Consider the following 14,357-nt stretch of genomic DNA (forward strand, 5'->3'; position numbering starts at 1 on the left):
ACACTATACCAAATTTTGAATAAAGGAATAGAACAATAATCCCCAACCTATTGCCAAAAGTAATCCGCCCAATGGCGTAATAGGTCCTAAAAATCTGAGTTTTTTACCTTTGGCCGCACTTATGGATAGTCCATAAATACTAAAGGAAAATAGAAATACCCCAATTATAAGGCAATAAATCATATAACGTTCCAAAGCTGTTTCCAGATTTAAATTAAATCCCAAAACAAGCAATAAAATGGCATGGTACATTTGATACTTTACCCCCGTTTCAAAACTTTTCAACTGCTGTTCGTTCAAGGTTTTCTTAAGTGCATGCGCTCCAAAAGCACCGAAAACCACTGCCAAAAGACCGTAAAGCGAACCCAGAACATGCGCTAAAAGTACCATATTTCTATTCTTTGGGGGGATTAATTTTATTGGATAAAAACCGATACATAGTTTCCGTTTCCGTACTATCGGGCATGTTCAAAAATAATTTCATGGAATCTTGATAGACCAACCTTATTTTGGGTTGGGAAAGTCGATCCACGTAAACATATACCTTATTCAAACTTAAGCTATCTTCTTTAAAAACACCTTTTTCCCTTTCCTTAACAGAAAATCCGTTGATACGTTCCATGGAAGGAATCTTTTCCACCATAGTAACACTGTCCATGTCGGAAAATGGAATCTCGACGAAATAGATTCCAGATAATATTTCCAATTCCTCATTTTCGGTCTTGATCCAATTTTTGTAATGCGCCGTAAATGCCAGGGCAACTACAATTATTGTGACCACAATAAGCAAGTTTAAAAACCAATGCCTTTTTTCAGTATTTCCCATAATTTAAATGAAGATAAATGATTACACCAACAAACCAAAATAATTCAACTAAGCCCCACATCGAGCATCATCATAATTATAAATCCTCCTATAAAACCCATGGTTGCTATGTCCGTATACTTATCCTGTTGGGTTTCCGGGATTACCTCTTCCACCACTACAAATATCATAGCTCCTGCCGCAAAAGACAGCGCATAGGGCAAAATTGGCTGAAAAGTAAGGACCGCCCAAGCACCCAATACCGCAGCAACAGGTTCTACCAAAGCTGAGGCCTGACCGTACATAAAGCTCTTTCTTCTACTTAAGCCCTGCCGCCTTAATGGCATGGCAACTGCGAAACCTTCGGGGAAATTCTGAAGCCCAATTCCAAGTGCCAGGGCAACGGCCCCTCCAATAGTTGCTCCGTCAAATCCTGCGGCCACCCCCCCAAACAAAACCCCAACGGCAAGTCCTTCGGGAATATTGTGCAAAGTAATTGCCAAAGTTAATAAAGTGGTTCTATGCCATGGTGTTTTAATACCTTCCTTTTCATTCTCCTTAAAGTTAATATGTAAATGGGGCAATACCTTATCCAAGCCAAAAAGGAACAAAGCGCCCATGAGAAATCCAACCGCGGCCGGAATCACCTTTACAAATCCTTCCCCGGGGCTCATTTCTATACCTGGCGCCAACAAACTCCAAAAACTAGCGGCCACCATGACCCCGCCCGTAAAACCCAACATGCCATCCAAAACAGCACGGTTCATGGTCTTAAAGAAAAATACCAATGAGGCTCCCAAGGCCGTAAGTCCCCAGGTAAACAAAGTGGCATAAAATGCAGCTAAAATTGGGTCGATAGATTCAAAATAGTCTATAATCTCGTTCATATGCCATCATTGGTTTTAATGTACAAATTAGAAGCAATGACATGTGAAATTTGCATGTTCCTCCCGTCTATTTCAATATTTAAGGAACCATCAAACTCCTCTCTTTCCATCACCTTTATTTGGTTTCCCAGGGCTATCCCGTTCTTGTCCAAAAATTTTAAAAACGTGGCCGATGAGTCCTTTACCCCAACACATACCCCAACAGTTCTTATTGGAACTTCACTTAATAAATCCCTATCCCTTTCTTTAAACCCTCCGTTCTTATCGGGTATGGGATCTCCGTGTGGATCGAACTTGGGGAAAGCCAATAGACGATCTAGACTATCTATTAGTTTGTCACTTTTAATGTGCTCCAACTGTTCCGCCACCTCATGAACCTCATCCCAGGAAAAATCGAGCTTCTCCACTAGGAAAACCTCCCATAGCCTATGTTTTCTGATAATGCTCAACGCCGTCTTATTACCTAAAGAAGTTAAAGAAACTCCTTGGTATCGTTTGTAATTCACCAAATCTTTTTCGGACAGTTTTTTAATCATATCGGTAACTGAAGAAGGCTTGGTTTCCATTAGCTCCGCTATGGCATTGGTAGCTACATCCTGTGTCCCCTGTCTGCCTAAATGAAAAATAGTCTTAATATAATTCTCTTCTGAACGCGTCATTAAATACAATTTATGCAAAAATACATTTTTATTTGTACAAACAAATTTTTAGATTTGCCTAAATTTTAATTTAAATAGATGAAAAATATAATCTGGATATTTCTTTTTTTGCCACTGTCCCATCTTCTTTCCCAAACCGGAACACTGGAAGGAGCGGTTATATCCAACGGAGATGTATTAGCCTGGGCCACCATACAACTTAAGGGAACCCAAATTGGCACCACTACCGATGAATCAGGAAAGTATAGCCTTAACGCCCCATTTGGAACCTATACCGTGGTTTGCCAAAGCATAGGATATAAATCCACCCTAAAAGAAATTACCCTGGAAAATACCCGTCCCCTAAAATTAAATTTTGAATTAAGGGAGGACGTTATGGGACTTGAACAAGTAGTGGTAACCGGTACCCGGACAGACAAAAGACGTACGGATTCCCCTGTAATCGTAAATTTGATCAATAGCAAAACATTGGATAACGTAGTGGCGACCAATCTTTCCGAGGGCTTAAGATTTCAACCAGGCCTGCGGGTAGAAACCGATTGCCAGACCTGTAATTATACCCAATTACGTATAAACGGGCTACAAGGTGGCTATTCACAAATATTGATCAATGGCCGACCCATATTTAGTCCCCTTACCGGCTTATACGGTATGGAGCAAATACCCACCAATATGATCGAGCGTATAGAAATTGTTCGCGGCGGCGTATCGGCACTCTATGGATCCAGTGCCATAGGGGGCACCGTGAACGTAATGACCAAGATCCCGAGGCAAAACGACTATTCCCTTACCTATACCTATCAAAATGTGGGGAACAATGGGAACGACCATCTTCTGGTAGGTAACGCCACCGTAGTTAACCCAAAACGAAATGCCGGGGCCACTTTTTTTGTCAGCAAGAGGGACCGTGACACCTATGACGCCAACGGTGATAATTTTTCAGAGCTCCCACAGCTCATAAACAATTCCTTTGGTACCAACTTTTTTTATCTACCTCAGGAAAACCAAAAGCTCGAGGTAAGCCTCAGTAGTATCAATGAATATAGATATGGTGGTGAAATAGTTGATAAACCCGCCTACTTGGCACAACAATCCGAAGAACGGACCCATAATGTACTTATGGGCAGTTTGGATTATCAGATAAATTTTAACGAAGAAAAAAGTGCCCTAATCCTTTATTATGGAGGTCAATATACCGACCGTGACCATTATACGGGCATAATTCCGGATGATGAACCCCAATTGGGGGAATTTTTGGCCGACCCACCCTATGGCATATCAAATGTTACCACACATCAGGGTGGCACTCAATACAATCACAGATTTAAGGAGTTTCTTGGAGGCAAAACCGTATTGACACTTGGGTCCGAATTCGTATATGACCAGGTGTTGGATGTTATTGAACCCTATAATTACAAAATAGACCAGACAACAAGGAATTTGAGCGGTTTTGTACAGAACGACTGGGATATTAACGACAAATTAAATTTTCTTTCCGGTTTTAGAATCGATGACCACAATCTAGTGGATAAAACCATTATAAGTCCTAGGCTCTCACTGCTCTACAAGTGGAATAAGGAGACTCAATTGAGATTGGGCTGGGGTACAGGTTTTAGGGCGCCTCAAGCTTTTGACACCGACTTGCATATTGCCTTCGCCGGCGGAGGCATCTCCCGTATCTCTCTTTCAGACGCCCTAAAAGAGGAACGTTCCAACAGTTTTACCGGATCTATTAATTATGATAAGGCCTCCGAACATTTCATTGCCGGTTTCACCCTAGAGGGATTTTATACCCAATTAAATGACGCCTTCTATCTTTTCCCTTTGGGAGAGGACGAATTTGGACAGCGCTTTGAAAAGCGAAATGGCAGTGGTGCCACTGTAAGTGGTGTTACCCTGGAAACAAGGGCCAATTTTGATTATTTGCTTCAGATCGAAGCTGGCTTTACACTACAGTCAAGCCTATTCAATGATGCCGTGGAGAATATTGGGGGCCTGGAGGCAAAAAGGGCATTTTTAAGAACCCCAAACGACTATGGCTATGCTACTTTTACTTATACACCCACTAAAAAACTAAGTGCAAGTGCCAATATATTATATACCGGGCCAATGGAAATTGCCCATTTTAGTGGTGAAGGAACAGGGCAGGACGTAGATGAATACTCTAAATCTCCATCGTTTACGGAACTCAGTCTACGCCTGGGTTACAACCACAGCTTTCCCGGAATTGACACAGGAATAGAGATATTCGGAGGGGTCAAAAACTTAACCAATGCCTACCAGGACGATTTTGATTTGGGCAAAAATAGGGATAGTAACTACGTCTACGGCCCTGGAGCCCCAAGAACTGTTTTTATAGGACTAAGGATAAAATCTTTATAGGAATAATGGGAACTAAGACAACAATTTTAATATTGATGGTTTATTTAATGCTGCCCTGCTCAAATGCCCATGCCCAAGAAAAGACACAAGTTAATTGGATCAGTTTTGAACAATTGTATGATTCCCTTCAAGTAAACCCCAAAAAAGTATTCATCGATTTTTATGCGGATTGGTGTGCTCCCTGCTTAAAAATGGATGAAGCAGCTTTCAAAGACCCTAGGGTGGTCCATTTACTAAATAAGGATTTTTACGCTGTAAAATTTAATGTGGAAACTACAGATACCATTGTTTTTGGGCAACAAAGCTTTTCCAATCCAAGAGCCAACAGACGTAATCCCGTACATGAAATACCCCTTCTATTGGCCAGTAGAAAGAATGCACCCTTTACCCTACCTGCCTTAGTATTACTGGATTCTACCTTTACTGCCCAAGCACGTTATTTCCAATATCTGGATGCCGAACAATTACTGGGGATACTGGAAAAAACACCCTAAACATACTTGATAGTTCCCTCTTATTGGATTTATAAATGCTACCAATAGAATTTGTACTTTTGGATTGCATCCTTAAAACAGACTCAGAACCATTTCTAAACTTGGTATAAACCCTTGACACTAGAGACCATTAGCATGGCAACCTACGATTATATTATTATTGGCGCAGGTGCCTCTGGCTTGTTATTGGCCGATGCTTTGGGCAAGGATAATTTTTTTGCACAGAAATCAATTCTTTTACTGGACAAAAATTTGAATAGACAAAATGACCGTACCTGGTGTTATTGGGAAATTGGCCAGGGAGATTTTGATGCTATCCTTCACAAAACTTGGGACCATATTTTTGTCGCAGATGACAGATTTTCCAAACGTACACCAATAGCCCCATATCAGTATAAAATGATCCGGGCAGAGGATTTTTACCATACTTACCGCAACAAAATAAATGAACATACCAATATCACTTTTTTGGAAGGGCACGTAAAAGACATTCAGGATATGGGTCACGAAGTATTGGTCTGTACCGATTCCGAGACTTTTAAGGGCAAAAGGATATTCAATAGTATTTTTGACTATAAGCCTCTGTTAAAACAAAAAAGATATCCCGTCTTACAGCAACATTTTATAGGCTGGTTTATAAAAACCGGCAAACCTATATTTGATAAAGATCAGGCTACTTTTATGGATTTTTCCGTCCCACAAAATGGAAACACCCGCTTTATGTATGTTTTGCCATTTTCACAAACAGAAGCCTTGGTGGAATACACCTTATTCTCTGAAAATGTGCTCCCCGATCAAGAATATGAAGCGGCTCTAAAATCCTACCTAAATAATCTGGATTGCAAAGAATACGAAATATTGGAAAAAGAAAAAGGAAGCATCCCCATGAGCTGTTATAATTTTAACGTCCACAACAGCAAAAACATTTTGCATATTGGGGTTGCCGGAGGATGGGCAAAACCAAGTTCTGGCTATACCTTTATGCGGACACATCAAAAAACAGGGGCTTTAATCCCATTTTTAAAAAAGGACAAACCGCTAAATACTTTTTTCAAAAAGGATCGATATTGGTTTTATGACCTCCTATTATTGGATATACTATATAGGAACAACAGTAAGGGTAGGTTAATTTTTGGCCAATTGTTCAAGCGTCGTAGGGCTCAAAATATTCTTAAATTTTTGGATGAAAAAACCGGTATCCTAGAAGACTTAAAAATAATAGCCGCCTGCCCCAAAAAAGAATTTATTCAGGCCTTCATTCGTAGGGTTTTTTTAATTTAACAAGCAATATTTTATAATACTGTTATATACCCGTATATTTTACTCTTTTTAAAACCAATTATTCCCATGCAAACCATATCTACCTTCAGAACCGTCTTAGTTCTATCCCTTATTGGCATTTTTGCCATATCCTGTGACACAAAACCCAAGCAACCACAGGAACCCTTATTGGTAATAAAAGAAGATACCACAACTGCCTTAAACAGGTTTAAGGAAATAAGAGAAAATGTTCCCGCCCAAGTTGCAGAAGGCCTAACATTGTCTTTATGGGCTTCTGATTCCTTGGCTCCGGATCCGGTGGCCATGTCCGTGGACGATGAGGGAAACATATACCTAACTAGGACCAACCGTCAAAAAAACTCTGAATTTGATATCAGAGGGTTCAGACATTGGATGACCCCATCCATTGCCCTACAATCGGTAGAGGATAGAAAAAACTTTTTACATGAAACATTCGCTACAGAAAAAAGCGAAGAAAACGAATGGCTGAAGGACCTAAATCATGATAGCATCCACGATTGGAAAGACCTTACGGTACAAAAGGAGGAAATATGGAAATTGGAGGACCAAAATGCTAGTGGTTATGCCAATGTTGCCACAAGAATTGTGAATGATTTTCATGAAGAAAAATCGGATGTTGCCGGAGCCCTATTGGTCAGAAAAAATGATATGTTCGTAGGTATTGCCCCGGATATGTGGAGAATTACCGATGAGGATGGCGATGGCATTATGAACGATAAAACTTCCATATCCCATGGTTACGGGGTACATATCGGTTTTGGGGGACATGGAATGTCCGGAGCTATAGAAGGTCCTGACGGAAGAATCTATTGGGGAATTGGAGATATAGGGGCCAATATTACCACCGCAGACGGAACACATCACAAATACCCAAATCAAGGGGTTATTGTTAGATCAAATCCCGATGGTAGCGATTTTGAGGTTTTTGCCGCCGGTGTGCGCAATACCCACGAATTTGTATTTGACGAGTACGGCAATATTATTACCGCGGATAATGATGGGGATCACCGTGGAGAAAGCGAACGATTGGTATATATTGTGGAAGGATCTGACGCAGGTTGGCGCTCCAATTGGCAATATGGCAAGTACACCGACCCAAAAAACAATGGGTACAACGTTTGGATGGATGAAAAACTTTTTGTCCCCCGTTGGGAAAACCAAGCTGCCTACATTATACCGCCCATTATGAACTTTCATAATGGTCCAACAGGAATGGCCTACAACCCTGGCACTGCCCTGGGAAAGGAATGGAAAAACAAATTCTTTCTGGTAGAGTTTGTTGGTAATCCAAGTAGATCGCACATATGGAGTTTCGACCTTAAACCAAAAGGGGCCTCCTTTGAACTAAATAAGGAACAAGATATACTCAGCGGAATTCTCCCCACAGGAATTCGTTTTGCTCCGGATGGGGCACTTTATATTGCAGATTGGATGAACGGCTGGGATACCAAAAATTACGGCCGGGTATGGAAGTTGGATGTTGCAGCGAACAAAAACGACCTGAAGTTGGAAAGAAAGGAAACGGAGCGATTAATGACCTTGGACTATACAGATCAAAATGTTGACAAATTAATCCAATTCCTTTCATATCCCGATATGCGAATTCGCCAAAAGGCCCAGTTCGAATTGGCAAATAGGGACAATAAAGGCCAAAAGGCTTTTACCTCAGCCATTGCACAAAAGGAAAACCAATTGGCCAGGGTCCACGGAATTTGGGGTATAGGGCAATTGGCAAGGCTAAAATCGGAAAGGGCCGAGCCATTAATGAATCTTTTAAAGGACAGCGACTCCGAAATTGTAGCCCAGGCTGCCAAAACCTTGGGAGATGTTAAATATAGTAATGCCGGCAACGACTTAATATCCTTACTGGAACACCATAATGCTCGGGTTAGGTTCTTCGCCGCCCAAGCTATAGGTAGAATTGCGGAAAAAAATGCGGTTCAGCCGCTTTTGACAATGTTGGAGGCCAATAATGACGAAGATCTTTATTTAAGACATGCCGCTGTTTTGGCGCTTGCGAGAATTGGGGAAACTGCCCCGATAATTGCCTTGGCCGACAGCGAAAACAGAAGTTTACGTATTGCCGCTGTTTTGGTATTGAGACGATTGCAAAATGAACAGTTGGCACTATTTTTAAAGGACCAGGATGAATATATAGTTACCGAAGCGGCCAGGGCAATCAATGATGATTGGTCTATTGAAGCCGCCTTGCCAGCTTTAGCCTCCTTGTTGAAAGAGGAAAGATTTACCTCTGAACCATTGTTGCGTAGAAGTATCAATGCCGCACTTAGGGTTGGTGGGGATAAGGAGTTGGACCTACTTATCGACTTTGCACGGAGAACAACTGTTTCCAGCACACTTAGAGGTGAAGCATTGGCCGCCATAGGTACTTGGGCCTCCCCTTCTGTCCTGGACAGGGTAGATGGGCGTTATAGGGGCGAAATTAAAAGGGATGCCATTGCAGTAAAACAGAAAATAGAAAAGTATATTCCCGACTTTTTGAAGGATGAAAACCCGGATATTTTAGTGGCAGCAGCGAAGGCCATAAGCGCCCTCAAAATAGATGGATACAATGCCCAATTGGCAACTATAATGAAAAACAATTCTTCTCCTGTAGTGCGCTCGGCCATGTTAATGGCACTTGGAGATCTAAATTATGCCAATATTGAAGAAGCCATGAGAATTGGTATGGCAGATAAAGATCGGGATGTTCGTACCGTTGCTGTTGGATTAGTAACCCAAGTAGATATTCCCAAAGAAAAATTGCCCGCTATTGTAGAGCCTATATTTAAAAGTGGATCCATTGTTGAACAACAAAAAATGCTAAGCGTTTTGGGGGAAATGCCCCTTGAAAAAAGTAAAGATGTCCTAAGTTCCCTAATAAAACAAGGAAATAACAAGAAGCTATCCAACGGTGTTATCTTGGACCTAACGGAAGCTGTTGAGGCTACCAAATCCGAAGAATTGATTGCACAATTGGGTAATCTAAAGGCCCATGGAGATGGTTTGGCCGCCTATACGGAAACCTTAAACGGCGGAAACATACGGGCAGGTTATGAGTATTTCAATACCAATTCCGCTGGGCAGTGCGTTCGATGTCATGCCGTTCGAGGTGCTGGTGGAACCGTGGGTCCTGCACTGGACAATATTGGAAATATATTGAGCAGGGAACAAATTCTAGAGGCATTGATTAACCCAAGTGCCCGTTTATCTCCAGGTTACGGAATGGTTACCGTTACCCTTAAGGATGGACAAACCATAACAGGAATTTTGGAAGAAGAAACCAAGGATGAGCTTATTCTTAAAACTTCAGATGCAGAGCCCATGGAAATTGCCCTATCAAGAATTGATAAAAGACAAAATATAGCTTCAGGTATGCCCCCAATGGGAACCATTATGTCCAAAAGGGAAATAAGGGATGTAATAGAATTTTTGTCCGTTTTGAAAAAAGAATAGCTTTTAAAACCAAGGCTGGCCAACAAGGTGCTACAAAGGTAATTTAGACCTCGCGGTTCATTAAGGCAGTTCCAAACTGCCTTAATATTTCCTTTTTCCTTGGTTCTAGGCTAAGCATTTCCAAAGTTTTAAATGCCTTATCGGTGTAACTTTCCATCTCTTTTAAAGTAAGGGAAAGGGCTCCGGTTTCCTGAAACAATTCTTTAACCGTGTTTATTTTGTTGGCGGCATCCATTGGCTTAATAGAAAAGAGATGCTCCAACTCCTGAGCCTGATTTGGACTTCCCAATTCCAGTGCCTTTAGGTACAAATAGGTCTTTTTGTTTTCAATAATATCGCCCCCAAGCTGTTTCCCAAAGCTCTGAGGGTCTCCAAAAGCGTCTAAATAATCGTCCTGTAATTGAAAGGCGATCCCGAGGTTCTTCCCAAAATCATATATCAAATCTTGGACTTCGTCCGATTCATCGGCAATGATAGCTCCCATTTTCATGGCCGCAGCCACTAAAACAGCCGTCTTGTTTTGAATCATAACCAGATATTCGGGAATGCTTACCTCTTCCCGGTTCTCAAAGTCCACATCATACTGTTGTCCTTCACAAACCTCTAGGGCAGTTTTACTGAACAATTTCATCAATTTCTTATAAGTGGCTGCAGGATAACTTTCCAACAACTGATAACTATATATCAACATAGCATCGCCCGAAAGAATCCCGGTATTCATATCCCACTTTTTGTGCAATGTCTGTTTCCCCCTTCTCAATGGCGCAGCATCCATTATGTCATCATGAACCAAGGAAAAATTATGAAATACTTCAATGGCCAATGAAGCATCCAAGGCCTTTTTATAATCTCCCCCAAAAATATCGGTGGTCATTAAAGTTAAAACAGGCCTAAGTCGTTTTCCTCCCAAATTAAGAATATAGGAAATAGGCTCATATAGATTTATGGGCTCTTTAATTTTGAACCTGTCCTTCATATGGGCCATAAAATCCAACCTGTATTGTTCAATGCTCTGCATAATGGCAATTTTTTTCAAAAATACATTAAAAGAAATCACTTACCATAAAGAAACAATTCCCAATACAGAATGAAGGAAATCGACTGAAATGTTAAGAAAACGTAAAACTTAGGAAACTTTTTTTGTTTTATAAGTTTCCTGGTTTATCTTTGCCGACTCTATGAAGGAAAAAATTTTAGAAAAGGCAACAGATATGTTTTTGAACTTAGGGTTCAAAAGTGTTACCATGGACGATTTGGCAAATGAAATGGGAATTTCCAAAAAAACGATTTACACCCATTTTGAAAATAAGACGAAGTTGGTACAGGAGTGCACTTTTAGTCTTTTTAATCAAATTAATACAGGAATAGATTTCATATGTGCCAATGTCAAAAATCCTATTGAGGAATTGTACGACATTAAAAAATTTGTCATTTCCCATTTAAAGGATGAAAAGTCTTCCCCCCAATACCAGTTACAGAAATATTATCCAAAAATTTTTGCCAACCTTAGGGAAAAGCAATATGAATTAATGCAGGAATGCACTGTAAACAATATAAAAAGAGGTTTGGAACTTGGAATCTACAGGGAAAATTTGAACATCGAATTCGTATCGCGCATCTATATATCGGGTGTGGCCAGTATCAAGGACGAACGCTTTTTTCCGGAGGGCAATTTCGTGGCAAAAGAATTACAGGATTATTTTCTTGAATATCATTTGCGTGGAATTGTAACACCAAAGGGCAGAAAGATACTAAATGATATCATCGATTCCACACACGAATAAAAAACAGCTAAATGACCCAATTAAAAAACATTAAATCCAATTTTATGAAATACAGCTTTTTAGCACTTATGATGCTATTTACAGTTACTTGGACCTACGCCCAAGAACAGACATATAGCTACTCCCTTGAGGAAGCTATAGCCTTTGCTTTGGAAAACAATTACAGCTCCATAAATGCGGATAGGGATTTGTTGGACGCCAAAAAACAAAAATGGGAAACTATCGCAACTGGACTTCCGCAAATAGACGGGGCCGTAAGCTATCAAAACCAATTAAAGCAACCAGTATCCCTGTTGCCCGGTGAATTGGCAGGCCAAGAGCCCGGAACCTTTATTCCCGTTGTGTTTGGACAACCCCAAACAGCCAATGCTACTGCTACCCTTAAACAACAGATTTTTGACGGGTCCTACCTCGTTGGCATTCAAGCGGCAAAAACCTTTATAGCCTATAGCAACAACAGTAAGGAGAAGACTGAACTGGAGGTGCGCAAATCTGTTGTTGAGGCATATGGCAATGTTCTATTGTCGCAGGAAAGCGTTGCCATTTTGGAAAAAAACAAGGTGAATTTGGAAAAAAATCTATTTGAAACCCAAAAGCTTTTCGAAAATGGGCTTGGAGATGAAGAAAGCGTGGAACAATTGCAGATTACCTTATCCTCTGTTGACAATCAATTAAAAAACTCACTCCGTTTACAGTCGATTACCCTTCAAATGTTAAATCTAATCATGGGACTGGACATTGATGTTCCCACAAAATTGAAGGAAAAACTATCCGATTTGGCCCAAGCACAAATACGTTTGGATCTGTTGGAGGAAGATTTGGTGATAGACAATAACATCGATTTTAAAATAGTGAACAATCTGAACCAACAGAGGGAATTGGAACTTAAGCTACAAAAAAGTATGGCCTTGCCAACCTTGAATGCCTTTGTAAATTACGGAAGCACCTCCTATAGCGATAAGTTCAACTTTCTAAGCAACGATACTGATTGGTTCGATTCATCGGTGTTGGGTTTAGACCTGCATATTCCAATTTTTAGTTCCTTTGGGAGAAGCGCCAAGACCGCTAGGGTAAAAATTGCACTTGAAAAAGCCAAGACTCAAATGTCCGAAACGGAACAGAGCATTCGCCTTCAACATAAAACAGCCAAGAGCAACTACCTCTTTTCTATAGAAGAGTACAACACTGCAAGCGAAAATTTGGGCTTAGCGGAACGAATTGAATATAAGAACCAGCTTAAATATAAGGAAGGACTTGCCTCCAGCTTCGAGTTAAGGCAGGCACAAACACAGTTGTATGGGGCACAACAGGAATACTTACAATCCATGGTAGAAGTAATAAATAAGAAAACGGAATTGGAAACGGTACTTAACAGAAAACTTTAAACATAAAACGTCAACCTATCAATAAAAAATTATGAAAAATATACTTCAAATATTCGCTCTTGGTGCCATTCTGGTCTCATGCGGTTCCGACAATCAACAAACAGTAGATCAACTAATTTCCGGTGGAGACCTCAACGCATTGCGCGTCAAAAAAAGTGAACTTTTCGAAAAACAAAAAGTCATGGAATCCGAACTAAAAAAGTTGGATTCTGTAATAGGGTCTATGAGCGGAAATGAAAATCTTCCCCTAGTTACTACAGTTGTTGCCAATCCTAAAAAATTTGACCATTACCTGGACCTACAAGGCGATGTTAAAACGAAACAAAATGTACTTATCTATCCAGAAATGCAAGGTGTTTTGCAAAAAGTATATGTGAAAGAGGGTCAAAAGGTGAGTAAAGGTCAAATTCTGGCTAGCATAGATGATGGTGGAATGGGCAGTCAATTGGAGCAATTCAAAACTCAAGCACAATTGGCTAAAACCACTTTTGAGCGTCAAAAAAGATTATGGGATCAAAAAATAGGTTCCGAAATCCAGTATCTGCAGGCCAAGACCAATTATGAAGCCACTGAAAATAACGTTAAGCAAATGCAGAGTCAATTAGGGAAGTCGAACATTAGAGCCCCATTTTCCGGAATTATAGACGACGTTATAAAGGACCAAGGTACCGTAGTTGCCCCTGGTCCCGGATCGGAGGTATTCCGAATTGTAAACCTATCGGATATGTACATAGTAGTAGAAGTACCTGAAACCTATTTGGGCAGTATAAAAAATGGAAAGGAAGCTAAGGTATATTTTCCTGTATTGGGAGATAGTATAATCACCAATATAAGACAGACAGGAAACTTTATAAACCCTGGTAACAGATCTTTTACCGTAGAAATACCCGTGCCCAATGAGACAGGAAGCATTAAGCCAAACCTGAGCGCCAAGGTACAATTAAACGATTATACCAGTGAAAATGCCATTCTTATTCCTCAGAGCATTGTTTCCGAAAATGCCGATGGAGAACAGTATGCCTATGTGGCCGAAGAACTGAACGCCGACAACGAGGCGGTGGTCAAAAAGATGATAATCACCACTGGCAAGACCCAAAACGGCTATGTGGAAGTACTTTCCGGCATCAGTAATGGCAATCACATCATAAAGGAAGGTGCCAGAAGCGTTAAGGATGGTCAAAAAGTTAAAGTTTTAAACTAAAA

At 40.6% G+C, this 14,357-nt stretch carries 12 protein-coding genes; 7 read left to right on the top strand and 5 right to left on the bottom strand.

All coding sequences use genetic code 11. The annotated features are described in order from the left end of the window. Nucleotides 1-3: 3 nt before the first annotated feature. From CWD91_RS00425 to CWD91_RS00440, 4 genes are read right to left on the bottom strand one after another with little or no spacing between them, the layout of a single operon-like run. Entirely contained in the window at nt 4-390 is a 387-nt protein-coding gene (locus CWD91_RS00425; protein ID WP_103438989.1) for a DUF423 domain-containing protein, read from the bottom strand. 4 nt (nt 391-394) lie between these two features. Next, nucleotides 395-826, bottom strand: coding sequence for a hypothetical protein (locus CWD91_RS00430; RefSeq protein WP_103438990.1), 432 nt, complete (start codon nt 824-826; stop codon nt 395-397). Between the two features lie 44 nt (nt 827-870). Further along, nucleotides 871-1,692, bottom strand: coding sequence for a ZIP family metal transporter (locus CWD91_RS00435; protein WP_103438991.1), 822 nt, complete (start codon nt 1,690-1,692; stop codon nt 871-873). After that, on the bottom strand, nt 1,689-2,351 hold the full coding sequence (locus CWD91_RS00440; protein WP_103438992.1) for a metal-dependent transcriptional regulator: 663 nt from the start codon (nt 2,349-2,351) through the stop codon (nt 1,689-1,691). The genes CWD91_RS00435 and CWD91_RS00440 overlap by 4 nt, the downstream gene beginning before the upstream one ends. 78 nt (nt 2,352-2,429) lie before the next feature. Between CWD91_RS00440 and CWD91_RS00445 the strand changes: the two genes are divergently transcribed. From CWD91_RS00445 to CWD91_RS00460, 4 genes are all read left to right on the top strand, one after another. Continuing rightward, nucleotides 2,430-4,733, top strand: coding sequence for a TonB-dependent receptor (locus CWD91_RS00445; protein ID WP_103438993.1), 2,304 nt, complete (start codon nt 2,430-2,432; stop codon nt 4,731-4,733). Between the two features lie 5 nt (nt 4,734-4,738). Next, a complete protein-coding gene (locus CWD91_RS00450) occupies nt 4,739-5,227 on the top strand; it encodes a thioredoxin family protein (RefSeq protein ID WP_103438994.1) in 489 nt (162 codons plus the stop codon). 114 nt (nt 5,228-5,341) lie between these two features. Next, nucleotides 5,342-6,508: a lycopene cyclase family protein gene (locus CWD91_RS00455; protein ID WP_239985594.1), complete on the top strand. Its 1,167-nt coding sequence runs from the start codon at nt 5,342-5,344 to the stop codon at nt 6,506-6,508. Nucleotides 6,509-6,574: 66 nt separating this feature from the next. After that, nucleotides 6,575-9,985, top strand: coding sequence for a HEAT repeat domain-containing protein (locus CWD91_RS00460; RefSeq protein WP_103438996.1), 3,411 nt, complete (start codon nt 6,575-6,577; stop codon nt 9,983-9,985). Nucleotides 9,986-10,028: 43 nt separating this feature from the next. Here the strand turns inward: CWD91_RS00460 and CWD91_RS00465 are convergent, their stop codons facing one another. Further along, complete coding sequence (locus tag CWD91_RS00465; protein WP_103439831.1) at nt 10,029-11,003, bottom strand: polyprenyl synthetase family protein; 975 nt, start codon at nt 11,001-11,003, stop codon at nt 10,029-10,031. Nucleotides 11,004-11,163: 160 nt separating this feature from the next. On the opposite strand from CWD91_RS00465, the gene CWD91_RS00470 reads away from it, so the two are divergent. From CWD91_RS00470 to CWD91_RS00480, 3 genes are read left to right on the top strand one after another with little or no spacing between them, the layout of a single operon-like run. Beyond that, nucleotides 11,164-11,769: a TetR/AcrR family transcriptional regulator gene (locus CWD91_RS00470; RefSeq protein ID WP_103438997.1), complete on the top strand. Its 606-nt coding sequence runs from the start codon at nt 11,164-11,166 to the stop codon at nt 11,767-11,769. A 44-nt stretch (nt 11,770-11,813) separates the two neighbouring features. Beyond that, complete coding sequence (locus CWD91_RS00475) at nt 11,814-13,154, top strand: TolC family protein (RefSeq protein ID WP_103439832.1); 1,341 nt, start codon at nt 11,814-11,816, stop codon at nt 13,152-13,154. Nucleotides 13,155-13,185: 31 nt separating this feature from the next. Further along, nucleotides 13,186-14,355, top strand: coding sequence for an efflux RND transporter periplasmic adaptor subunit (locus tag CWD91_RS00480; protein ID WP_103438998.1), 1,170 nt, complete (start codon nt 13,186-13,188; stop codon nt 14,353-14,355). Nucleotides 14,356-14,357: the final 2 nt, after the last annotated feature.

The sequence above is a fragment of the Arenibacter hampyeongensis genome (assembly GCF_002909255.1).
Taxonomy (GTDB): domain Bacteria; phylum Bacteroidota; class Bacteroidia; order Flavobacteriales; family Flavobacteriaceae; genus Arenibacter; species Arenibacter hampyeongensis.